Source organism: Desulfomonilaceae bacterium (assembly GCA_041662605.1).
Lineage (GTDB): Bacteria > Desulfobacterota > Desulfomonilia > Desulfomonilales > Desulfomonilaceae > CAJBEZ01.
Window position 1 is genome coordinate 191,490 of sequence record JBAZSD010000005.1, and the last position, 23,266, is coordinate 214,755.

The following is a 23,266-nucleotide window of genomic DNA, read 5'->3' on the forward strand; positions in this document are numbered from 1 at the left end:
GATTTTTCCGATAACCGCTTCAATAAACGACAATGCAGTTTCTGGAACATTAACTGGCTTCGGCGCTATTTCAGATGGCATTTCCCATTTCTGGTTTGTGAACAACCTGATACATGTCTGTTTAGCTGGCCCTGTAAGCCCACCATAGTCATTGCGTTGCAATGCGTCCCAAAGTTCAGCTTCGATTGCCGCGGCCTGACGTTTCCAAGTGACTGAAAAATATACAAAGTATAGAAGAATATACTTGACACTGGTTCTATACAAGTATAGACAGTATATAGATTGATTGAGAAAGGTACCAGACAATGAGAGTAGCCCAATATTTGAGAGTCTCTTCAGCAGACCAGAAAAAAGAGGGAACAAGTCTCATGGTCGAACAGAAACAACTTCAATCTTTCTGTGACATGAAAGGCTACTCAGACATAACCGTCTATAAGGATGGCGCAGTGAGTGGTGGAAAACCAATGCTGGAAAAACCAGCGGGAACAAGTCTTATGGAAGACGCAAAGAATGGGAAACTTGACCTTATCCTAATCACGAAACCAGACCGTGGATTGAGAAATGTTGTAGATTCCCATTCAAACCATCGAGGCATTAGATAAATTCAAAGTTAAAGCTGCTGAATGAATTGCCACCTGATAATCAAGAGAAGTTCAAGGAATATTTGAATGAGTCTGTCAAAAGAAGAAGAAAACCAGCTAAGAGACATCTTAAAGTGGTGGTCAGGAAAGAGCGTCGAAAATAACCCGAAATTCAGCCATGACAGTCCACGAGTAGCACCGGTAAGGTTGTCGGCCCAGATGTATGAAGATGCTCTTCAATTGGCTCGTAGCAAAGCGAATTACCGCACCTTCAGTCGTATGATGGAAATGCTGATATGGAAGGAATTGGGGTCCGACCCGAAGTATCTCAAGGCATCCACATCAAGAGATAATCAACAGTCGTCTCTAAAATTGTCGCTGGAAAAGGATGTAGACGATTAGTCGGTCATGTCATGTGACCACCTGCTTAACGGGGTCTAACTTATGGGAGGTATGGACGTGGTAGCAATAGAAAATTATTCGAGCGATTCACACATTTTTCCACCGTTTATTTTCGATGGTAGCCGCAAAGGAAGAGCGGAAGCAATCCAGGACTTCTTGGCTAAAGACACAACAGACCAGTTCATAACAATTGATTGGTGCCTGAAAAAGTATAAGCAGGGCTCGAATAGGCTCTCTGTTGAAGATATATTGGGCGTAATGTGCGGAGAGCGGGTGAAACTGGAATCCAGATATGACACGTATCAGGACTAACATGAATGCATGAAATTATTATTGATAACGGTGCCACACAAGAGGCTCGTAGCAAAGAGACTTACCGCACCTTGAGCTGGATGCTGGAAATGCTGATATAGAAGGATTTGGGGCCCGACCCCAAATACCTCAAGACACACGCCACGATTGATGATAATAAGGGGTCGTTATCTTTAGACAAGGTAGATTAGCCATGAAACATCTGATTCTCGCCGCGCTGATTCTCACACCTACTCTACGTCTAGCCGCTGATAGCGATACCTATCGGAACAAGGATGGTGATATTGTAGGTGACACTTCACGTCCCGGCGATGTAATAAATTACACGGACAAGAATGGCAATTATGCCGGCAGCGAAACCCGTTACAACAATGGTAAAACTGTGTTCAGAAACAAAGACGGTGACATTATTGGCATCATAAACAAGGACAGTGATTGATATGGATGAGCTAGAATCATTCGTGGAAACCCATTTCGTTGCAATCAGTCGAGGTGAATCAATCTACATTGACCTTGCTGAAAAAGCTGGCATTATGCCGCTAGACGCTTTAGATTCGATGCCGTCCTTGTTATCATCCTCTTGGACTGAGCCAGAATATTTCCTTGCTGCTTTGGGTAAAGATGATATTTCAGCCATTCAAGAGGCTCGTAGCCATTTTGGTTTACCGCCAGTGGAATAGAACCTGAATGGTTCAGCCCCAACCACACCGAACATGCCAATTACAGCCACATAGTCAAAAACGTGCCTATAAGCGCTTTGCACGTGGATATTTACTTTAACGGATTTCGTTTTCGCGTTGAACGTGAATGACAGCTTCCCATTTATAAATCTCGTTCAGTTGTCTAAAGAATCTGGACCACTGCAGCTTTGATTAGTTAATATTATCTTGTAATGAGAGAGGAGAATGACAATGACAACGGCAGTGGCAATAATAATTATCCTTATGTGTATATTAATCGGCTGGAGAATTGGCTTTATAGTAAAAGAACGCACGATGCGTGCAATGACGAAACAGGCAAAGAACAAGGCTGAGAACAACATAAGACCAGAATGAAACATGCTCTGTGAGCCGATTACCGTTTCTGAGATGTATCATTCTATGGTTAACGGCCTGAGAATCAACGTTTCGTCCAACATGGCATTGAACTTAATTAATCAAACTCAATGTGGTAATCCGATAGTTTAAATTATAAGGAGCAAACTTGGTTACGATGAAAATATTCGATAGATTTAAAAAACCTAAAAATAAGCCTGAACGCCATTATTATAATAGTACAGATTGTTATGGAGTGCCGTCTGAAGTCGCTTTACCACTAATTGACGAATCTTTTACGCCGGACCAAATAAGGTCATCACGTCATTCACCTGAGCAATTCAAAGAGTATTGTAAGAAGTTATTAGAGGCGGCCCAGATATCCAAGGAAAGATATGTTTCTATCGTAGGTGAAGAACCTAATAATTTGCCTTTGGTCCCTATTACGGAAGACAAAAAATCGCCAGAGTGACGGGCCCGAAAAGATACGTGAACTGCTTCAGATATTTTCGATTCCCGTTTTGTCATGAGTCGATGCCAACTGTGGCCGTCTCACCAATAATATGAGCGCATATTCGTGCGGTAGGCGGCTAAGAATCGAGCCCAGTGTCCTGGAAACCCTGTGCCTTCGAATGTAGAAGAGGTAAGCGTCAATCCTGGCCTATTTCGTCCATTTCTTTCTGCCACTCCTTCCAATACTTTTTCTCACAGTTAGAAATACAAATGGAACGGAGTCGCCATAGGCTATCGGAGCTACCGCCACCACCCCTGAAGTACATCCCGGCTCCTCCGCCGGTAGGGTTATTACATCTGCTTAAACATGCTGTGCGGCCTTGTTCTACGCTTTCATACGAGATTGCGGGCGCTATAAATAACCCGAAATTTGTAAGCAGGACGGCTATAAGCATGACCATTACAGTTAATGCGTAATTCTTGGTTGTCATGGCGAGCGCTCCTTTCTTCACATTTAGTCAACGTGTGCTATATGACACTAGATGCTAATTTCTATGTAAGGTTTCCAGCCTCTGTAATCTTGCCCTCCGGGGAAAACCATTCCCGCTTCCTACACCACCGAAGAGAATTTCTGAAGATGGCAGGGTTATGGCAAAAATTGCTACTCCTTATCATTCATCCAGGTTTAGTAGAGGCTTACAATGGAATAAGTTCAGAAAGAAACTTCCATTGTTCCTTCAAAAGCGTTTATTGAACTCCTGCCTTGGAGCAATGCTTCATTGGAACCGACTCCAATGACTTTGTAGGCCTGATCAAACCATGGTCCGGGTTGCCAATAGGCCCAGCGTGAACGAAATGTCATGTGTTCCAGCAATTTCCAGTCTACGCCAAAACCCATTTCCCACCCCAAGTAACCATCATCTACAAAAGGGTTTGGGTTCGGGCCAAACCCATTGTTGCGTTTCCATGTTTGCGCCTGACCAATAGATGTGGATCCATTTGTTGCAGTTGTCCCTTTTCCACCAGCGTAAAACCCATTCTGTTCAACTCTATGGGCCCACAGATAGCTACCCCAAATATTTAGATTCGACGCCAGGGCGTAATCCATCCTGACCGCCAAACCGTAGGCGTCACCCATCTGACCATTTTCATCGCAGTTTTGGCCGATTGCGGATGGATTAATTACGCCATTTGGGGCAGTAACCCATGGAGTGTCGTTGCCCCCACCGTAAGTGTAGAACATAAGATATTGATATGGAGTCATTACCTGATAATTAACAGCCCACCCGCCATAGTTCTTGGATGCGTTGTTCTTGTTCAGGGCGTTTCCACCAGACCAGGCGAACATGAAAGAAGTTTTAGCCGGTCCCATTAAAGCCCCAAATTCGGAGAAAGCATATGATCGTTCGGTATAGTCGGGGAATGCGTGAATGTAGTATCGGTCATCCTGTGAAAAGCCGTATTCAGCGTTCGCAAATATTCTGCCATTATTGTATTTGAAATAAAATGCGTTGAACACAGCAGAGTGATCATAACCATAGTAGTTCCAGGCAGTTCCTTGCGAGTCCGTCCTGGTCTTCGGCCCCGGGATAGTACTACTAACATAGTTGTTCACATGGTAATTCTGACACACAAGTATCCATCCGATATCGACAGGGCCGTTTGAGTAAGTTATTGCGCCTGCCGCCTGGGCAGTGTTTCTTGTAGCGCTATCAGGGTTGTTCGTATACGAGGGTAGACCATCCGGTGGATAGTATGAGGCGTATCCTTCCTGAACCGGATAGCTCCTCGCTACCCAGAGCGCCGGAATAATTCGAAAAGGACCATACGGAATTATCATGACCAATGCGGACCCTCGGTTATTAAATCCCAAGAGAGCGCCGGTCCCGAACACAAAGTCTTTGGCCGTGCTCAACGAAAGAATTCCCCAAGGAACTTGGGCCGTCAATTTGAACTGACTTATACTCGGGATCATTGCCGTGTCGAATGCGTTCCGGCTCACCCGATCTTCGTAATACCTTTCTAAAGGCCCGTTCGTGACCACGTCACGATGGTTGTATTTCTGTCTGATACCTGAAAGATCTACTGTGGCCAGAAAGTGTAAGGCCTGATTCACCGTCAGCTTGGGATAGAATGTCATACGTTGATCGTTTAGGAATCCATCAGATTCACTATTGGAAAAGCCGCCTCGAACAATCCTGACATTACCGGCGTTGGAACCTGAGTTCAGGGTTGAGTCATTAGGATTGTATCCACGATAGTAATTCGGGCCGGCAAATCCGATCAAAGCGTTTGAGTTGTTCTGCGCGTTCATGTTTCCGAACAAGTCATCATATCCGCCTATTCTTCCCCAGTAACGATACCTCCATTCGAACTCACCAGTCATGGAAAACTCCCATGCGTATGAGAAGCCGACAGAACCAAAGACCAGCCCCAATACCACTAGAAACAACGCAAGTTTCTTCATCCTATACTCCTGAAAAATCAGAAGATTCTAAAATGACCACATGGTCATTCGATGGATCAAAAAAAAGATCTGACAGCGTTATCCCCTTTCAGGAATATAAAATTCTCAAATTCCGTAAAGTTGTCAGATCTGATCTTATGGTTAAAATTTAATAGAAATCTTGTAACCTAAAAAGAGCAAATTCTACAACAAAAATCGGTAAAGAGCGCACTGGTGGTGATGAAACCGTGAACCATGGTGGCGGGGAGTTCGCAAGAGGATTTGTTTATACAAGCGCTGCTGAGTCATACTTCGCTCTTCTAAAACGTGGCGTAATGGGGATTTTCCATCATCTTTGCAAAGACCTTCTTCACAGATATTGCGACTAATTCCCGTTTCATTATATTACAATGAGAGTCTACACTGACAAACGAGCTTGACAATTTTCCAGGAAAGGAGCGCTGGCCATGACAACAAATAATTACGCATTGGTTGTGGCAGCCATGCTGTTAGCTATCCTGTTAACCAATTTTGGCCTATTTATAGCGCCTGCAATCTCAAGTGAAAGCGTAGAACAAGAGCGGACTCTCTGTATAGAAAATTGCAAATATCGCTACTGGCCTCCAGGAGACGACTGGCGTTTGTATTTTAAGTGTGTTGACGATTGTGAGAAGAACTCTTGGAGAAAATGGCAAAAAGACATGGACAAACTCGAGAAGGATTAATCCGGCGGATCAGGAATGTTGCGTAAGCGCCGCTCCCATTATTGAGTATTATCGTCAAGTCTCTGATATTACTCAAAATAGGCCACAATATCAGCGTCAGATAAAAACTCAATCCCCTTTCTTTTTACGGCTCAGACCCCAGAGATGTAATCCGGGCTTTTATGCGGATTGACCCGAAGAGCCTGCGCTCATAAACCCAAAGGTTACGTGTTTTACCCGGATTTTTCACCAAAGAAAGTAACAAATCTCCTTCTCTTAATCAATTCTGGCATAGGCGTGGCTGAGTACTACCCCACCGCTGTGGGTGCGGCTGCGGATAAGGTAACGGTCGCCTTTATCCTCCCATCCCTCTGTAACAAGAGTGTCGCCGGGATAGACCACTCCTGAGAAACGGGCATTGAATTCCTTAAAGCGTGAAGCGTCTCCATCACAGGCGCCGCGGAGAATGGCTCGGGTCGCGTAGCCGTAGGTGCAGAGGCCATGCAGGATGGGTTGGGGAAAACCTCCATTGTGGGCAACATTTGGGTCCAGGTGCAAAGGATTGAAATCACCGTTCAGCCGATAAAGCGCAGCTTGGTTTTCCGGGATATGATACGAGATCGCAAAATTCGGCTGAACTCCATCGGGAGGTTCAAGCGCTTCGGTTTTGGGTCCTGGATCCCCACCGAAGCCTCCTGCTCCAACATAGAAAACGCTGTGTTCGGCTTCGGCCAAAAGCTCATACGTTCCACTCATGACCTTCATTCTCCAGAGAATCAGCGCTCCTTTGACTTTGTCGTAAATATTTGTGATTTCTCCTTCAACGAAGGCCTTCCCTTCAGGTGGAATCGCTCGATGGAGTTTTACCGATTCTTCACCATGAATAAATCTGGAAAGGTTGACCTTGAGATCTTTGAAGAGTTCAGCAAAAACATCAGCGCCCATGACGGTGGCAAAGCTCGGAAAGACCTTCAGCCCGCCTTCGGCATTCTCGTAAATAAACTGGAGTTCGTCTGTCTGCGCCCCGATACTCAGCGCATATAGCACAACATCTTTCCACGTATATTTGAGCGGGACCGGGCCGTATTTCTTACCGATCAGGGCCAAATCAATCATGCTTACCTCCTAACTTCCATCAATTCAAAACGGCTTGTCTGTCTGTGCCTTAATCTCCCCTTGTGGCGTCTCGGAGTTCCTCACATGTCGCAAAGCTTTGTTTGCGGTGGAATAAAAAGAGTCTCGGACAAAGTCCGGTATTCCGCCTGGGAGGCTAACTTCGGAGCCGTCGGCATCGGGATTACATTGGTTTGTAGAATAGCATTCAGTTCCTAAGAAAATCTAGTTCTAATTTTGCTCTGATCGCTGTCTGGTTATCGGCGCAATCAATTGGCTGACTAGCTGACGGTATTGCCCCAGTATTCCAACATTTTGTTAACTCTCCTGGGTGTTGGCCGGGTCTGTTTCCTTGATCGAAAACTTCTTCTGAAGCCACTATGCCTTAAATGGCGCGAAATTCGCTTTCCTCTGTCTGGAAAGAACTCAGTGTGGATTCAAAAGCCCCTTCCTTCCTTGGTAATCTCGACTGATTCACCGTTCAGTCATCGGCCGAGAATGTTATTCGGAAAAAAACTGCTTTACAGTGCTGTTAATGTGGTGTTAGATTAAATTTGTCAAAATCGGGAGACCATTTATCTCACCAATTCATCGTCATTGAACAGGATTCAGATTCCATGCAGTCAGTCAGCGGTCATGTGAGTGATGATGCTGAGGCAAGCCGGCAAAATGACGCTGCCTCGACGACAAAATGGAAGATCCTGGCGGCAGCGGAAGAAGTGATGTCCGAGAAGGGCTTTGCCTCCTCATCGATTTCTGAGATCGCCCGCAAAGCCAATGTGACCGATTCAGTTATTTACCAGCATTTTAAAGGCAAACAGCATCTTCTCTTCTCGGTTCCCGGCGAAAAACTGAAAAACCAGTTGGTTTTGTTGAAAGAGCATCTGGCAGGAATGCGTGACGTGCAGAGCCAACTGCAAAAAGTCATGTGGTTGCAACTCCGATACCATGACACCCACCGTGGTTATGCGCGGTTGCTACTTCTGGAATGCCGATCATTTGAGGCGTTTTATTCCAGTCCTGCGTATGAAATCCTGCGCGAATACACCCGTATAGTGTCTTCAATATTAGCTCGGGGGGTCAAAGAAAGAAGATTTCGCTCTGATGTCCCCATTCGGCTTATGCGTGATACGATTCTAGGGACCCTGGACATGGTAACCATCAGCGCTCTTACAATCGACCAGGGGGAGTCGAGCGAGTCGGATTTCGAAGATGTTGTGAATCTGGTGGATTCCATGATTGTCGCGAATAGTCCGCTGGAAGGCGTGCGGGTAACCCGTTTGGACGCCATATTTAACGCGGCGAAAAAAGTCTTTGCAGAGAAAGATTTTGCCAAGGCGACCATATCCGAGATTGCCAGTCTGGCGGGTGTAGCGGATGGGACAATTTACGAGTATTTCCAAAGCAAGGAAGATATTCTTCTTTCTATAGCCAAAAACCGACTCGGCTCCTATATGGAGAAGGTCACCGGCGCATTCGACATCAAGAGCCCGGATCGCAAGCTTCGCAGGCTGATCAAGTACCATTTTTCCAGTTTCTTGAGTGACCAGGAGTTCCTGAAAGTGTTTCTTCTGCGACTCTACGTTACCGAGAGGTTCTACACATCCGAGGCCTTTGAAGTATTCCGAAACTACTGCGCACTAATCGAAGACGTCGTAGAGGAGGGGAAAGCCGCCGGTGTTTTTCGTGGCACGGTCAATTCCAGAGTTTTCCGCAATATGTTTCTCGGCGCCTTTGGCCATATGTCTATGCGATGGCTAATGTTACGTGAACCGGATCATGTGGACAGGATGGAGGAGATTGAGCAAGTAACCGAGCTTCTCACATCAGCGGTTATGGACAGCCCTTCTCATAAACGGGCGCAATAAGAATGGCAGTGGCGTTTGTACTGCCGAGGACAACAGACGCCGGCGATCTGGGCCGGCGAAAGGAGTGGATGAGGATGAAAACTGACTTCAATCATGTGAGAGTAGAAATTCAGGATGGCGTGGCGGCGCTCTTCATAAACAACCCGCCGGTAAACCAGCTCTCGAAGGCCTTCGTAAAGGAATTGGCCCAAGCTATTTTCAGCGGCTTCCAGGACTCGGACGTAAAAGGAATCATTCTGACTGGAACAGGAAAGAATTTCATAGCGGGCGCGGACCTCACGGAAATTTATAAATTCACGGGAAAAGAGCCCTCGGCGCCCAGAGTGGAAACCATGTCGGATTTTTTAAACCAAATCGAGACAGGGCCAAAGCCTGTGATAGCGGCAATTAACGGCAATGCGCTCGGAGGAGGGCTTGAGATCGCCATGGCATGTCATTACCGGGTGGCATCCAGGGGCGTCCAGCTTGGGCAACCTGAGGTCAAGGTAGGGCTTATCCCTGGAGCCGGAGGCACTCAACGCTTACCGAGACTCATAGGTCTGCCCAACGCCTTGGAAATGATGACTACCGGCAACCCAATCACCGCCGAAAAGGGGTTTGACAGACGACTCATCGACGAAATAGCTGAACCTCAGGATTTAATGAACGTGGCTATTGGCGCAGTCCGTAAGTTTGTATCAGGATCCCTGTCGCTTAATGACAGGCGGACGCGTAATCGAAACAATCGACTTCCAAGCGCCAGTGAACTAAAAGCTGTCGCCAACGGCGCAAAGTTTATGGCCATGACCAAAGCAAAAGGCTATCTTGCGCCATTTAAAGTTATTGAAGCTGTAGAAAGAGGCCTCACCTTTGACATTGAAGCCGATATCCGACGAGAGGGAGAGCTTTTTGTCGAATGCGCTGTCTCGGATGTGGCCAAAAACCTCATCGGCGTATTTTTTAATACCAGGGCTGCCGGTCGGCTCCCGCGAATTGAAGGTATTAAACCGGCCCCGATTCAAAAGGCTGTGATGCTTGGTGGCGGAGTCATGGGTTCAGGGATCGTCAACCTTTTGCTCAAAGGCGGTTTCGAGACAGTTCTGTGGGACATCAACCAGGAGGCTCTGGATAGAGGCGTCTTGTCCATTAGGAAAACCTTCGATTATCCCATCAAGCAGAAAAAAATGACCCAGGATGATCTGGAGTTAATGCTGAAAAAGCAGTTCAAAGCGACAACATCTCTAGAGGAAGCGAAAGACGCGGACCTGATCATCGAAGCCGTGCTCGAAGATATGAATGTCAAACAGGGCCTGTGGAAGAAGCTCGAAAAGATCTGCCGACCAGAATCTATATTTGCCACGAATACCTCTGCTTTGCCGATTACCGAGATAGCTTCAGCGCTCAATGACCCAGGGCGAATGATTGGCCTGCATTTCTTCAATCCGGCGCACCGCATGCAGCTCTTGGAGATCATTTGCGCCAAGAAAACGTCAGACGAAACATTGGCGACTTGCGTGGCGTTCGCTCGAAAGATCAAAAAAATTCCTATCGTGGTAAATGACGCTCCTGGGTTTTATGTTTCCAGACAACTCGGCGGGCTTTTTGGTGGGTCCGTATATTTGGTCGCCGATGGAGTAAATGGGAACCAGATAGAAAGGGCTATGAAAGATTTCGGGATGCCGATGGGACCGGCGGAACTTGCCGATCTTACCGGCATAGACATCAACCATCACGTTAACAAGACGTTCGAGCGAGAGTTGGGTGAAAGATATATGGTCCATCCTCTTAACGAACTAATTTATCAAACCGGGTGTTACGGACGAAAGACCGGGGCCGGATATATGGACTACAGTGGGCCCAAACCCGTGCCCAACAAAAAAGTCGAAGACGTCATCCAGGGCTATCTGACTGAAAACGACGTCTCACCAAAGAAACTTTCCGATCAGGATATCGTTGACGCTATGCTCGCGCTCGCAATAAACGAGGCTGCGCTTATGATCGAACAGGGAGTTTGCGACAGGCCTCAAGACATGGATCTGGCCATGATCTACGGTACCGGATTTCCTCCGTACAGGGGCGGTATATTGCGCTACGCCGACAAGTGGGGCGGCGCCAACGCTCACACTAAGCTGGTTGAACTCGAGAAGCGTTACGGGTCGCGGTTCCAGCCGGCGAATCTCCTAAAAGAAATGGCCAAATCCGGTAAGACTTTTTACCCGGCCTAACGGAGGATGCGGAGCAAAAGGAACGGCACGAACTGTTACTTGATTTGCTCACGCCTGTCGCAAAGAGTTATCCCTCTGAGAATGGAATTGTCTCGGTAAGTCAAGAATCCATAACCATAAAAGGAGATACTCACATGAGAGAAGTAGTCATCGCAGGATACCTCAGAACGGCTCAATCCCGCTCACGGCCCAAGGATCCGTCCAGAGATGTATTCTGCAAAATGAGAGCCGACGAGCTGTTGGCAAAGTTACTCCCGGAACTGGCCAAGAGAACAGGTATCCAACCCGAAGAAATCGATGATTTCATCGTAGGGTGCGCCACGGCGGTTGGCGAACAATGGGCCTACGGAGGCCGTTTCCCGATTTTTTTGGCCAACTTCCCGAAAACCGTCGCCGCCAAGTTCGTGGATCAACAGTGCGGTTCCTCCATGGCCGCCATACACATGGGGTTCTTGGAGATTGCCACCGACAATGCGGATGTCGTCATGGTGGGAGGCATGGAGCACATGACGAGGATCCCGATGGGCCAATCGACGACGGAGGGTGGGTTAATCGCCCCGAACTTAGCGCTATTCTCGGCCCCGGAGTACTTACACTGGGATATGATGACGACCCTGAACATGGGGCTCACAGCCCAGAAGCTGCTCCTCCAGTGCGGCCTAACCCGGGAAGATATGGACAAATGGTCTCTGCGATCTCACCAACTCGCCGCAAAGGCTCAATCAAATGGTTTCTTCGATGGTGAGATATTGCCCATAGAGGCGAAGCAAGCTGACGGGACGGTCATGGCCGTGAAGACGGATCAGACCGTACGAGCGGACACGACACTCGAAGGTCTGGCAAAACTGTCTCCGGCTTACAAGAAAGACCACCAGATTACCGCAGGGAATTCGTCGCCCCTCAATGCGGCGGCGTCATCCATGATCTTGATGTCCAAAGAGGCGGCGCAGGCAAAAGGAATCAAGGCTCTGGCCACTATAAAGTCCATCGGGTTCGCCGGCGTGGATCCCACGATCATGGGAGCGGGGCCGGTACCCGCTAGCCACAAGGCCCTTCAAAAGGCGGGGCTGAAAGCCAAAGACGTTGATTACTGGGAGATCAACGAGGCGTTCTCCATTGTGGCTCTTAACTGCATCAAGGAACTGGGGCTGGATCCGGACAAGGTCAATGTGATGGGCGGCGCAATCGCCATTGGACATGCCCTGGGAGCGACCGGTATTCGACTCGTGGGAACTTTGGCCCGGATTCTGGAAGAGAAGAACGGGCGCTATGGATGCGCCAACGCCTGTGTGGGTGGTGGTCAAGGCGTGGCCACGATAATAGAACGAGTTGTCTGATGATTGATGAACCTGCCGAAGCGATCCGCAGGTTCATCGTCAGTTCGTAGAGTCATTAATTGAGAGGAGCGTGTCATGGAGAAAATCTGGTTGAAGTCTTACAGGAAAGATGTGCCTGCGGAGATTACGTTGGAGGAGATCACTCTTTCTGAAGCCCTTGCAAGAAGCGCTTCGCAGTTTCCTGACAATCCAGCCCTGTTATTTCAGGGTACCACGGTGACTTTTAAACAGCTAGACGAAATGGTATCTCGGTTCGCGAATTCGCTCATCTCGCTGGGCCTCCAGTCGGGTGATCGCGTAGCCACATTGCTTCCCAATCTTGTGCAGATGGTGGTGGCGATTTATGGAACGTTAAGGGCCGGCGGGATCGTTGTCACAAACAATCCATTGTACACGGACCGGGAACTGGAACATCAGTTCAATGATTCAGGGTCGAAGTTTCTGGTCTCCCTGGATTTATTTGTGCCTCGAATGATCGCTTTACGAAAGAAAACCAGTATCACTAAAATTATTTCGTGCCATATTCGTGATTACCTGCCTTCTCCGTTCAACCATCTGCCTACTCTAATAGGGAGGGGCATGCATCTCGAAACTCCTGCCGCAGAAAACATGTTCGAGTTCACAGACCTTGTAAAGGAAGATATTTCAACAACATATACTTACAAATGTAAATGGGATGACACGGCATGCCTTCTTTACACGGGCGGCACCACAGGTCTTTCCAAGGGCGTTCAATTGACTCACAAGAATCTGTCATCGAACGTTCAACAGACTAACGCATGGTTCCCTGATTTCGAGCCAGGAAATGAAACAGTGATTGGGTGTCTGCCGTTCTTTCATTCCTTCGGGATGACCTCGGCTATGAATTGCGCAATTTTCTATGGCTGGGGAAACGTATTGATTCCGAAGCCCGAACCGCAAATTATCCTTGAGGCTATTCAAAAATACAGGGTGACATTTATCGCTGCTGTGCCGACAATGTATAATGGTATGATTAATTTTCCTGAACTGAGAAATTATGATCTAGCCTCGCTCAAAGGATGTTTCTCCGGCGGAGCGCCCCTTCCCATGGAGACTATCAAGAAATTTGAGCGGTTGACAGGCAAACAGATTTGTGAGGGGTACGGTCTTACTGAGTCTTCGCCGACAACACATGTGAATCCGTATGGCGCCAAGACCAAACCTGGAACCATAGGTCTGCCCTTTTCCAATACGGACGTGAAACTGGTAGACGCGAATGACTATGACAAAGAGATTACAACACCTGGGACTCCCGGTGAGCTTTGCGTAAAAGGCCCACAGGTAATGATTGGATATATCAATAAGCCGGACGAAACAGCCCTGACTCTCAAGGATGGCTGGTTGTTGACTGGTGATATAGCTATTTTTGATGAAGAAGGTTATTTCACCATCGTGGATCGAAAGAAAGACATGATCATCTCGGGTGGTTTCAACATCTATCCACGAGATGTGGATGAAGTCCTATTCTCGCATCCCAAAATCCTTGAAGCTTGTGCGATAGGCGTTCCAGATGATTATTCAGGCGAGCGGATCAAGGCTTATGTAGTGCTCAAAGAAAGGGAAACGGCCACCACCGAAGAAATCATCGACTACTGCAAGCAAAACCTTGCGAAGTACAAGGTTCCAAAGTATGTGGAATTCGTCGATAGTCTTCCCAAGAGCGCAATAGGTAAAATCCTCCGTAAGGAGCTAAGGGCCGCTAATCAACCCAAGGCTGGCTCCGGCAAGTAGGTCAGGGCACTACATGAACGACTGTTTTCAAGTTAATTGCCCGCTCTGTCAGGAGGCGGAAAATGAGAACAAAGGTTGCAAGTGAGAATGTAGCGGACGCTGTGTGGCGCCGTGCCGCAATACCAACATAACCAACCATGTTGCGAAAAGAGCGCCTCGCAGGATTTCTCGTCGCTGCGCTCGCTCGAAATGACAACGGATTCAAAATTGTCGGAGAAATAGTTGACAGTATGTATATATGAGGCATATTACCTATACTATTCTGGTTGAATTCGGTGGAAATATATGAAAGCACGGGAGTTTGACGACAAATTCGATGCAGGGGTTGATATTTCCCAGTATATGGACATCTCTACGGCTCGAAGACCGAAACAGGAACAAAAAAGGGTAAATGTGGATTTCCCCTTGTGGATGATTCAGTTGCTGGACAAGGAAGCCAGGCGTTTGGGTGTGCCGAGGCAATCCATTATTAAGCTCTGGATAGCGGAGCGGCTCAAGAAAGCATCCTGAATATAAAGCCCCCTCCACGTCATTTCGACCCCTGGGAGAAATCCATCCCGTCGCTCGATTCCCCAATAGCCCTCCATAATCACAAACAGCGTTTGGCAAGATTTCTCGTCGCTTCGCTCGCTCGAAATGACATGGGGGAACACCACGCTTCGCGTAGGGGCTCAAAATCTTGAACCCCATGGCCTAGGGCCAGCCCCGTATGTCTGCTCTGCATTTCATGATTCTGTACCGCTTATTTCATCTTGATCGGGGGGCTTTCAATCCAGAAGGACAGGGTCAACCTCAGTGGCGAAAGAATAAGCGATTATCCCGAAATGATTGATATAATCCTGGGCGTTTTCGTCTATCATCGGAGAAATCATGACCAGAGCCGTCGCTTTTTTGTTAAGTCTTTCCTGGTAAAATTACGCCTTTTTCGCAAACAAGATGACATCGGCTCTACTCAAGCTCGATTTAATTTCCATAATCAGGAATTTGCCATTTTTTAATACGATATCGAGTTCAATCTGTTCCGGCCGTCCGAAAACGATTCCATCTTCATCGGGTTCAACAACGTGCATTACCTTCAAGTCGGTGTTTCTTTTGAAGATTCTTATCGATGCGTTGTGGAATGATTTTTCGGGCCCCATCCCCCATCGAGCTTCAAGAGCGCCAACGGTGGATGCAAAGAGATCTTCAAGCATCTCATCGGTAATTTCGACAATCTTCATCTTCGAAAGAGTTTCATTAATTGCCTTTTGATTTTGTTCCCATCGTTTCTGGCTTTTCTCCCAGCGTTGCTCAAACGTCTCTTTCTCTACGAACCTCTCCTTTACGACGTTATTGATCGCGTCGTGAACCCCTTCGTTTGTTTGAATTGTTTCGACGATTTCTTTTTAGATTTTGTCTTTAAAGTTAATCGATTTCATGACCCACCCCTGTTGTATTTATAATCATTATAACAGCCTTGGTCCCAGGCGTCCATCAATATGAACGGCGCCCCCACGGTATTACCGTGTGTGTAATGGAGGCTCTCGATGTCATTTCGAGCGCCGTGGGAAACCTTTCGCTATCCATGACCGTAACCCATAACCCATAGTGTCGCTATGGGCTGTTCTCAATACAGACAAATAGTGTGAAATTGATCGAGGACATTAGCAAAAAAACCGGTTTTGTGTACAATAGGCCGAGGCGCTACACCATAAACAAAGAGCATAGGATATTTGGAGTGGCTTATAACAACACAAATAATTTTTCTTTGGCTGTGTTTTCGGATCATGCCGCAAATCAGATCAACCGCAGGGGAATAACGCCTAAAGACATCCGTGAGGTTCTCGCCAACCCTTTAAGCATAGCGCCGTCGAGAGAAGGCCGTGTCGTTATTCAGGGCCTCGTCATTTCGGAGATTTCCCGCAAGTCTGCTTTATTAAGAATATTTGTTGATGTTGATAGAAATCCTCCAGTAATAGTGACAGCCTACAAAACCAGTAAACTGGAGAAATATGGAGTCCAACAATGAACGTGACATACGATTCCAATACCGATACCCTCACGGTAGTCTTCAAACCTGGACCAGTTGCGGAGAGTGATGAAGGCAAGAATGGCGTTATCCTCGATTACGACGAAGAGGGGGACTTGGTCAGCCTGGAAATCCTTGACGCTTCGAAGAAGGTTCCGGACTATGCGACATTACAATTTAAGGTGGCATGATTAACGGCTCAAAGATTTGATAGGTTAATGTTGGACAGCACGGGCTGTCCAACATATAAATTCTCACAAGATGTACAATTTACGGTATTGGTTTCGTTCTCCCACGGCGTCGTCGTGGGGGGCCACCGTGCCGCAATACCAACATGACCAACCATCTTGCCAAACAGCGTTTGGCAAGATTTCCCGTCGATGCGCCCGAAATGACATTGGGGATATTCTTACGTAGGGTGGGCCGTGCCCACCATTCTTTCTACGCGAAGATCGTCCAAATATTGTCAAACCCATTAATATCCAATACGAACGAGAAGTTGATGCCGATTGTCAAATATGGTACGCTAATTTAAACAATGCGGCGACTGAGTCATGCCTGGAACGACACGGAATAGGGCCATAAATTATGCCAACAATTAGCCTATTTTACGGGATTGTTATCAGAATGTTTTTCGACGACCATGGCCCTCCCCAGGCAACACCACGTCCCAAGTCCTATCGAACCACTACAGTAAGAGGTTTCGAACAATGACCTATTACGATGTCGTAGAGGCAAAAGTAACAAAGCATTTGGAATTTACAGTCAAATTTGCTGACGGCGCCTCAGGAAGAGTGAAGATACTACCTACGCATCTTCACGGAGTCTTTGCCAAACTGGCTGATCCAACTATTTTTCAACAAATACGAGTAACCGACGGATTTGTGTCCTGGCCGGGAAATATCGATCTGGCTCCTGACGCCATGTATGGAGCTATAAGCCGGAAGGGGGAATGGGTGCTTTCCTGATTCAGACTAATGAAACACCAACCTCAATTGGTCCCCAAGGATTTGGAGGCCCATAAATGGAAGTTGAGGAGATCCGGACAATTCTGAGCAAGAACCGCTTGAGCCTAGCAATCTACAACATCAAGGCGCTTTACGTTTTCGGGTCTGTTGTCAGGGGTGAAGCGGGTCCGGATAGTGATCTGGACATGCTTGTAGAGTTCGAATCAACAGCGCATATTGGCCTTTTCGAATTCTCGCGTCTCCAACGAACGCTGTCGGAAATTCTAGGAAGATCTGTCGATTTGACCACTCCTGACGCATTGAGCAAGGCTTTCAGAGACCAAGTTTTGAGTGAGGCGGTCCGTGCCGCCTAGACAACTGCTTTTCCGTATTCGGGATATACTTGACGCACTCGAAATGCGGAATTGGAAACGACATCATGCGCGACTTTTTAGAAAATCATCGGGCTCAACACCCGCCTGCTTCAAAATCGCTCGGAGAGTAACGAAAGCCGCCAAGTTTGCCCATTTAATTTCCGCATCCGACAATCAAAGGATACTCAAATTGGTCGGCGACTACCTCCAATGGCGTCGATTGGTTGCGCTCAGACCTGGCTTCCAGCAATTTTCGCGCCACGTCACGCGCTATTTCCATGGTCTCTGTAACTGTGCGCCCCTGGGCCACCAACCCCTGCAAATCTTCCGAGGTCGCAAGGTACACACCTTCGGGCAACCTCTCGACACGTATTCTGAGGATCTTCTCCATGGTTCACTTCCTCATGGCCGAAACCTAAGTTAAACATTCCTATAAGATACTATAATCATGACCCGCATGACGAAAATAATCGATCGTATCGCTCAATAATTTCAATTTAACGTGTATGACAGCACAGGAGTTTGACGACAAATTCGATGCGGGGGTTGATTTTTCCCAGTATATAGACATCCCTACGGCTCGAAGACCGAAATAGGAATAAAAAAGGATAAATGTGGATTTCCCCTTGTGGATGATTCAGTTACTGGACAAGGAAGCTAGGCTTTTGGGTGTGCCGAGGCAATCCATTATTAAGCTCTGGATAGCGGAGCGGCTCAAGAAAGCATCCTGAATATAAAGCCCCCCAATGTCATTTCGACCCCTGGGAGAAATCCATCCCGTCGCTCGATTCCCCAATAGCCCTCCATAATCACAAACAGCGTTTGGCGGGATTTCTCGTCGCTGCGCTCGCTCGAAATGACAAACGAGGAGGCCCTTTACAGATGATTCCGGCTGGTGGGGTTGTGATCCATCCGGCTACCCATAGCGTTGCTATGCGCTATTCTGCGTGACCCCTCCGGGGTCAAAACTCCGGCGATGTTAACACAGTGCGACCTCAATAGCCCCGTAGGGGCGGCGTCATAATAACCCACGGCATCGCCGTGGGAATGGTTCATTGCGGATGGGATTTTCCGTCCACCCCTCGGAACATAATGATATGTGGAAACACATCGCGTCTCGTAGGGGTTCAAAATCTTGAACCCCTTGAAACCGGCATTACCGTTCATTCGATTTCGTCTTCCCATCCCTCCACAAATATGTTAAAATCTATCAAAAATGTACGAACAAAATTCAATGAAAATAGCCCTTCACAAAAAAATCCGCCCTGTTAGAATTCAGTTAAAATTTTCTTGTTGACTTTCCTTCATTTTCCATGTTACAAGAATGTCAAAATATTAGGCTTGAATAAAACTAAAGGTTCGCCGTATAAAAAGGCTGAGCCGCTATTTCTCGAAGATCTTGGCCGGATCCGAGGGAAACTGGCGGTATGAGGCCTCCCGAAAGTTGTATGGCGATATGGTTTTAACTGCCTTCGGGCAATTTTATTTTGGATTGGGAGGAAGAGAGATGAAGAAACTTTGGTTGGGCATTTTAGCGACGATGTTGGTTGTCGTATTCGTCGCGCCCAGTTTCGCATGGGAATTCACCATGACGGGCGAGTACGAATACCGGCTCAGGTATTTTACTCGATCGGGTAATAACGACCTCTTCGGTCAAGCTTTCGTGCAGGACGGCGGAATTAACAATAGTTTCGAGGTTCAAAGACCAGTGGCCCAAACATGGGCTACGACCACGCTGCCTCCGACATTGTCTGCTAGGACCGCTTACGGGATAGCTGGGGCCGTGCCAGCAACTGCCAACTCGAACTACGTTGGTTTCGCTGGACCCAACTATTACAATAATGGGTTCAGTAATCCAACAGGCCCGGCTCCAAGACTGGCTGACGACGCGGCTAGCGCCGGAGTAGTAGTTACACGAGGCGGTTTTTCTCGTTATGGTTGCGACGCGCTGTACAACGACCAACGCTTGACCTTTGTTCCCTCCATAAGAGTGAACAACGCCATTAGAGTGCACGGCGTATACACTGTTGGTGGTTTTCGGAACAAATACGCTCAAAACACGTCGGATGCCTATGGGCAAGTTTCCGCTGGCACCCCACCTTTCGAGCGCTATTATACCCTGCAGACTCATGAAGGCGCCTACAACACCGCGGCGATCGGTAGCTGGGAACAGGTCAGGGCTACAATTCAGCTTCCTCTTTTCATCATATCAATCGGCGCCAAGGACTTCCCCTTCGGCACAGGCACGAACTTCGCGAATAATAGCGTATCAGAAGCTTTCCTAATGATTGTTCCTTATGGGCCGTTCAGGCTTATGTGGGGAAATTGGTTGGCGAGAAACAGGATTGGCGCCGCAAGCTGGGAAACCGTTCCTGACAAAGACAGAAAGGCCAATTTTTACGGAGGCTTCCTGTTCACATACGACAATGGTCCAGTGCAATTAGGCGGGGCAGCCGTATATGAACAACGTCATTACAACGTTCCTAATTCGCCTACTACTGCTTATGATTATACTTCCCCGCTTTATCTTGGCTTTGGAAAGTACAACAACGGACGCTTCTTCCTGAACGCAGAGTATGCATGCGGAACCCAGGATGTTCGCAGGGTGGGTTACTATGGCACAGATGTAGAACTGTATAACGCTTTTGCCGAGGGAGGCGTGATGTGCGGACCTGGAAAGTTGAGCCTTATGTGGGCGCAATCTTCCGGTCCAGTGCTAAACAACGGTGCCAGGATATCCTCTGGCGCTGCGGCTTTTGGAAAAGTTTACGCTGCGAATCCGGTTAACTACCAGGTTTTGGACCCATATAGCTTCCTGATGTTCCCGATATACGGTGGTGGAAACGACACCTTCAATGCAGACGGAACTGGACAACTCGGCGATGGGATGGTGCTCGCCGCTAGAGTCGATTACGCTGCCGCGGCGAACTTGAACCTGTTTGGAACTTACATGTGGGCAAGGCGCCTCGAGACGGCCGGTTACTGGGCTGGTGGTAAGCTGGCGGCTGTAAATAGCACAACCGGAACGGTTAACGGCGGTGGCGCAAGCGTTAGCGTAGCTTCGGCGCAGGCTTGGAAAGCGGCTGCGCTTGGCGGCGATGCGGCTAATATGAATCCGTATCCTGATGACAACTTCATCGGCTGGGAAGCGCAGGCAGGCGTTGACTGGAAACTGCTTGAAAACCTGAGCATGAATCTCAAGTATTCTTATTGGTCAGTCGGCCCCTGGTTTGATACGGCTTACCGCGCATTCACGGCTCAGACTACCGGTGGCACGGGCCTTGGTGTCCAAGGACAGGGGTTGATGTTTGGACGTGACGCCATTCAAGCCCTCCACGGCTCATTCAATATCACATTCTAAGTCTTTAACTTAGTTGAATCCAAAAGCCCGTTGGCATTTAGCCTTCGGGCTTTTTTCTTGTACGTAGGGCGGGCCGTGCCCGCCATTCTTTCCCCATCGAATCCGTACAAATCCAATTGTCGGCCATGGGCCGACCTACGTGAAGACATGGTGGTAGAAACATTGAAGGGGTTCAAAACCTTGAACTTCTACGGCTCAACCTGGATGTCATTTCGACCCCTGGGAGAAATCCAACCAGGTGGCTTAGACGCTGTAACCCTGCAGGTAATGCCTGTTCGCTACCTGGTAAGATCTCTCGTCGCTACGCTCGCTCGAGATGACGTCGGTGTGTTCTTACGTAGGGTGGGCCGTGCCCACCATTCCATTCTTGACGTACGCTCCTAAATAATTCATCCTAAGAACGAGTATACAAGGGGGTAAGGAGGCAAACATGAACATCCCGTTAATGGACAAACGTGTGAGAAGCCTTGAAGAAATGATGGCCGATCTGATTGCAACGTCTGAGAACACTTCCAGGATAGCTGCGCAAACGTCCCTGGAGATGGCGGCCTTCAAAGAAGAGATGAAGGATGAGATGAAGCAATTCAGGGACGAGATGAGTTTTCAGAATCACAAGTTTAATAAAAAACTAGGCGAAATTGCGAACAAGCAGGGTCGCATGGCCGAAGATCTTGTGGCGCCAAGTATATGCCGCATCCTTCAGGAAGTTGTTGGCTGCGCTGGGTCTTGTAACTGCATCAAATCCGAGAGGGTGGAGCGATTTCATTCAAAAGACCGAAGCCGACGAAAAGAGTTTGACGTTATAGCCGAGTGCGGGGAATACGTTATGGTAACTGAGACGAAAAGTAAGCTTCGGCCAACGGACATTCCTGAACTATTGGATACTATTTCGGACTTTCGGGAATACTTCCCTGAACATAAAAGTAAAAGGATCATTGGTTCGTTAGCTTCATTGTACGCAGACGAGAGTTTGATCAAATACGCATCGCGGCATGGTATACTTGTGCTTGCCGTGGGCACGGAGTTAATGGACGTTATGAACGAACCCGGCTTTAAACCTACCGAATTCTAACCGCTGCGGCGTTCAAAATCTTGCCCCCCCCCGGGGCGGCAATCAAGGCCATTTCAACCCCCGAGCGAAACCGACCATTCACTGAAAAGACCTACGGCCACTTCCGCCGGCGAGGCCGGGGGCTGAATTATGTAACCCCTGTCGGGGTAAAAACGGTTATGGCCGAGGGGCCGAATGGTTACCATGCATGGTCTGACCGCCCCCAACGGGGGCATGATATGTTAGCCCACGGCATCGCCGTGGGTAGGGCGCCGAGGTTAATAAACACCGTTGCGGGATAGATCTCTCGTCGCTATACGCTCGCTCGAGATGACATGGATGTGGTTTTACGTAGGGCGGGCCGTGCCCGCCATTCTTCTCCCACCGTCGAACATGCGCCATGCCGATTGTCGGCTACAGGCAGACCTACGCGGGTGAACATTCCATTCTGTTAGCAATTCTTGTCTTTTTGCGCCAGGATGCTATTATAATTGGAAACAAAATAGGGGCGGGTCATGAAATCAATAAGCTTTAAAGACAAATTCGAAAAACAAGTCGCAGAATCCATCAATTCAAATGAAGAAGTCCGTGACGCCGTGAATAACGTAGTCTCGGATCGTTTTTTGGGGAAAGAATCGTCCGACGAGCGTTTCGACCGGATGATGAATGAAATTCGTATCGCACGCGAGAAAAGCGATGAGCGGTGGGCCGAAAACAATCGCAAATGGGAAGAAACCCAAAAGAAGCTAGAGGAAAACGACCGTAAATGGGATGAAACCCAAAAAACGTTGGTGGAAAATGACCGCAAATGGGAAGAAAGCACTAAGGAAAGGGCTGAACACAATCGCAGATGGGAAGAAAACCAAAAGAATATCAATGAAATTCTTGCGAGCATAAAAATAGTTGAAATCAACAACAAGGAACTAAGAAGCCTTTTCACTGAAACTGTAGGCTCTTTGGGGACCCGTTGGGGAACAAGATCGGAACAATCGTTTCGAAACGCATTAAAAGGCATACTCGAAGAAGCCACGCACTACAAGGTGTTAAATGTCATTGAGAACGATACGGATGGGGTAGTCTTTGGATGGCCGGCGCAAGTTGAACTGGATATAGTTGTAACAAACGGCAAGTTGTTTGTTATTGAAATAAAAGCATCCGTCAGTGGGGATGAAGTAGCCATTTTTGTCAAAAAAGCCAAATTTTACGAGGAAAAACACAACAAAAAGGCCAACGCCCTAGTAGTAATTTCACCGATGATGGATGAAAAGGCCAATGAATTTATCAAGGATCGGGGTATAATCGCCTATTCCTACGCATCT

At 47.8% G+C, this 23,266-nt stretch carries 28 protein-coding genes; 22 read left to right on the forward strand and 6 right to left on the reverse strand.

Features of this window, described 5'->3' with window-relative positions; translation table 11 throughout:
- Window positions 1-305: 305 nt before the first annotated feature.
- The 7 genes from WC647_06350 to WC647_06380 all read left to right on the forward strand — a co-directional run bounded on the left by WC647_06350 (window position 306) and on the right by WC647_06380 (window position 2,801).
- Window positions 306-602 (forward strand): recombinase family protein, encoded by a 297-nt coding sequence (locus tag WC647_06350; GenBank protein ID MFA6221917.1) that lies wholly within the window; start codon window positions 306-308, stop codon window positions 600-602.
- Between the two features lie 66 nt (window positions 603-668).
- Window positions 669-983: a hypothetical protein gene (locus WC647_06355; GenBank protein MFA6221918.1), complete on the forward strand. Its 315-nt coding sequence runs from the start codon at window positions 669-671 to the stop codon at window positions 981-983.
- 57 nt (window positions 984-1,040) lie between these two features.
- Window positions 1,041-1,295 (forward strand): hypothetical protein, encoded by a 255-nt coding sequence (locus tag WC647_06360; GenBank protein ID MFA6221919.1) that lies wholly within the window; start codon window positions 1,041-1,043, stop codon window positions 1,293-1,295.
- Window positions 1,296-1,488: 193 nt separating this feature from the next.
- Window positions 1,489-1,734: a hypothetical protein gene (locus WC647_06365; GenBank protein ID MFA6221920.1), complete on the forward strand. Its 246-nt coding sequence runs from the start codon at window positions 1,489-1,491 to the stop codon at window positions 1,732-1,734.
- A gap of 1 nt (window position 1,735) precedes the next feature.
- Complete coding sequence (locus WC647_06370) at window positions 1,736-1,975, forward strand: hypothetical protein (protein MFA6221921.1); 240 nt, start codon at window positions 1,736-1,738, stop codon at window positions 1,973-1,975.
- A gap of 231 nt (window positions 1,976-2,206) precedes the next feature.
- Window positions 2,207-2,350 carry a hypothetical protein gene (locus WC647_06375; GenBank protein ID MFA6221922.1) on the forward strand — a complete coding sequence of 48 codons (144 nt, stop codon included), beginning with the start codon at window positions 2,207-2,209 and terminating at the stop codon, window positions 2,348-2,350.
- 157 nt (window positions 2,351-2,507) lie between these two features.
- Window positions 2,508-2,801, forward strand: a complete 294-nt coding sequence (locus tag WC647_06380; protein MFA6221923.1) for a hypothetical protein — start codon at window positions 2,508-2,510, stop codon at window positions 2,799-2,801.
- A gap of 178 nt (window positions 2,802-2,979) precedes the next feature.
- On the opposite strand, the gene WC647_06385 is transcribed toward WC647_06380, so the two are convergent.
- Both WC647_06385 and WC647_06390 read right to left on the reverse strand, forming a co-directional pair.
- The gene (locus tag WC647_06385; GenBank protein ID MFA6221924.1) at window positions 2,980-3,273 is read right to left on the reverse strand and encodes a hypothetical protein; all 294 of its coding nucleotides are present in this window, start codon (window positions 3,271-3,273) and stop codon (window positions 2,980-2,982) included.
- Between the two features lie 221 nt (window positions 3,274-3,494).
- A complete protein-coding gene (locus WC647_06390) occupies window positions 3,495-5,249 on the reverse strand; it encodes a hypothetical protein (GenBank protein MFA6221925.1) in 1,755 nt (584 codons plus the stop codon).
- A 446-nt stretch (window positions 5,250-5,695) separates the two neighbouring features.
- Between WC647_06390 and WC647_06395 the strand changes: the two genes are divergently transcribed.
- Entirely contained in the window at window positions 5,696-5,953 is a 258-nt protein-coding gene (locus WC647_06395; GenBank protein ID MFA6221926.1) for a hypothetical protein, read from the forward strand.
- 255 nt (window positions 5,954-6,208) lie between these two features.
- On the opposite strand, the gene WC647_06400 is transcribed toward WC647_06395, so the two are convergent.
- A complete protein-coding gene (locus WC647_06400; protein MFA6221927.1) occupies window positions 6,209-7,048 on the reverse strand; it encodes a MaoC/PaaZ C-terminal domain-containing protein in 840 nt (279 codons plus the stop codon).
- Window positions 7,049-7,132: 84 nt separating this feature from the next.
- Between WC647_06400 and WC647_06405 the strand changes: the two genes are divergently transcribed.
- The 6 genes from WC647_06405 to WC647_06430 all read left to right on the forward strand — a co-directional run bounded on the left by WC647_06405 (window position 7,133) and on the right by WC647_06430 (window position 14,716).
- Window positions 7,133-7,264: a hypothetical protein gene (locus tag WC647_06405; protein ID MFA6221928.1), complete on the forward strand. Its 132-nt coding sequence runs from the start codon at window positions 7,133-7,135 to the stop codon at window positions 7,262-7,264.
- Window positions 7,265-7,662: 398 nt separating this feature from the next.
- A complete protein-coding gene (locus WC647_06410) occupies window positions 7,663-8,913 on the forward strand; it encodes a TetR family transcriptional regulator (GenBank protein MFA6221929.1) in 1,251 nt (416 codons plus the stop codon).
- 74 nt (window positions 8,914-8,987) lie between these two features.
- Window positions 8,988-11,117, forward strand: a complete 2,130-nt coding sequence (locus WC647_06415; GenBank protein ID MFA6221930.1) for a 3-hydroxyacyl-CoA dehydrogenase NAD-binding domain-containing protein — start codon at window positions 8,988-8,990, stop codon at window positions 11,115-11,117.
- Window positions 11,118-11,251: 134 nt separating this feature from the next.
- Window positions 11,252-12,454, forward strand: coding sequence for an acetyl-CoA C-acetyltransferase (locus tag WC647_06420; protein MFA6221931.1), 1,203 nt, complete (start codon window positions 11,252-11,254; stop codon window positions 12,452-12,454).
- Window positions 12,455-12,529: 75 nt separating this feature from the next.
- Window positions 12,530-14,206, forward strand: a complete 1,677-nt coding sequence (locus tag WC647_06425; protein MFA6221932.1) for a long-chain fatty acid--CoA ligase — start codon at window positions 12,530-12,532, stop codon at window positions 14,204-14,206.
- A gap of 285 nt (window positions 14,207-14,491) precedes the next feature.
- Window positions 14,492-14,716, forward strand: a complete 225-nt coding sequence (locus WC647_06430; GenBank protein MFA6221933.1) for a hypothetical protein — start codon at window positions 14,492-14,494, stop codon at window positions 14,714-14,716.
- Between the two features lie 404 nt (window positions 14,717-15,120).
- Here WC647_06430 and WC647_06435 read toward each other — a convergent pair whose 3' ends face one another.
- Window positions 15,121-15,585, reverse strand: coding sequence for a DUF3782 domain-containing protein (locus tag WC647_06435; protein ID MFA6221934.1), 465 nt, complete (start codon window positions 15,583-15,585; stop codon window positions 15,121-15,123).
- Between the two features lie 245 nt (window positions 15,586-15,830).
- Between WC647_06435 and WC647_06440 the strand changes: the two genes are divergently transcribed.
- The 4 genes from WC647_06440 (at window position 15,831) to WC647_06455 (ending at window position 17,535) form a co-directional block, all read left to right on the forward strand.
- Window positions 15,831-16,214 carry a DUF4258 domain-containing protein gene (locus WC647_06440; GenBank protein MFA6221935.1) on the forward strand — a complete coding sequence of 128 codons (384 nt, stop codon included), beginning with the start codon at window positions 15,831-15,833 and terminating at the stop codon, window positions 16,212-16,214.
- Window positions 16,211-16,405, forward strand: a complete 195-nt coding sequence (locus WC647_06445; protein MFA6221936.1) for a DUF2283 domain-containing protein — start codon at window positions 16,211-16,213, stop codon at window positions 16,403-16,405. The genes WC647_06440 and WC647_06445 overlap by 4 nt, the downstream gene beginning before the upstream one ends.
- Window positions 16,406-16,924: 519 nt before the next feature.
- On the forward strand, window positions 16,925-17,182 hold the full coding sequence (locus WC647_06450) for a DUF2442 domain-containing protein (protein ID MFA6221937.1): 258 nt from the start codon (window positions 16,925-16,927) through the stop codon (window positions 17,180-17,182).
- 56 nt (window positions 17,183-17,238) lie between these two features.
- Window positions 17,239-17,535 (forward strand): nucleotidyltransferase family protein, encoded by a 297-nt coding sequence (locus WC647_06455; GenBank protein ID MFA6221938.1) that lies wholly within the window; start codon window positions 17,239-17,241, stop codon window positions 17,533-17,535.
- A 154-nt stretch (window positions 17,536-17,689) separates the two neighbouring features.
- Here the strand turns inward: WC647_06455 and WC647_06460 are convergent, their stop codons facing one another.
- Together WC647_06460 and WC647_06465 are read right to left on the reverse strand one after the other, a co-directional pair.
- The gene (locus tag WC647_06460) at window positions 17,690-17,926 is read right to left on the reverse strand and encodes a type II toxin-antitoxin system HicB family antitoxin (GenBank protein ID MFA6221939.1); all 237 of its coding nucleotides are present in this window, start codon (window positions 17,924-17,926) and stop codon (window positions 17,690-17,692) included.
- A 485-nt stretch (window positions 17,927-18,411) separates the two neighbouring features.
- Window positions 18,412-18,702: a hypothetical protein gene (locus WC647_06465; protein MFA6221940.1), complete on the reverse strand. Its 291-nt coding sequence runs from the start codon at window positions 18,700-18,702 to the stop codon at window positions 18,412-18,414.
- 340 nt (window positions 18,703-19,042) lie between these two features.
- On the opposite strand from WC647_06465, the gene WC647_06470 reads away from it, so the two are divergent.
- The 4 genes from WC647_06470 to WC647_06485 all read left to right on the forward strand — a co-directional run.
- The gene (locus tag WC647_06470) at window positions 19,043-20,896 is read left to right on the forward strand and encodes a hypothetical protein (protein MFA6221941.1); all 1,854 of its coding nucleotides are present in this window, start codon (window positions 19,043-19,045) and stop codon (window positions 20,894-20,896) included.
- A 75-nt stretch (window positions 20,897-20,971) separates the two neighbouring features.
- Window positions 20,972-21,280: a hypothetical protein gene (locus WC647_06475; protein ID MFA6221942.1), complete on the forward strand. Its 309-nt coding sequence runs from the start codon at window positions 20,972-20,974 to the stop codon at window positions 21,278-21,280.
- A gap of 46 nt (window positions 21,281-21,326) precedes the next feature.
- Window positions 21,327-21,968, forward strand: a complete 642-nt coding sequence (locus WC647_06480) for a hypothetical protein (protein ID MFA6221943.1) — start codon at window positions 21,327-21,329, stop codon at window positions 21,966-21,968.
- Window positions 21,969-22,462: 494 nt separating this feature from the next.
- Window positions 22,463-23,266: DUF3782 domain-containing protein (locus WC647_06485; protein ID MFA6221944.1), on the forward strand; the 804-nt coding region annotated here is incomplete at its 3' end.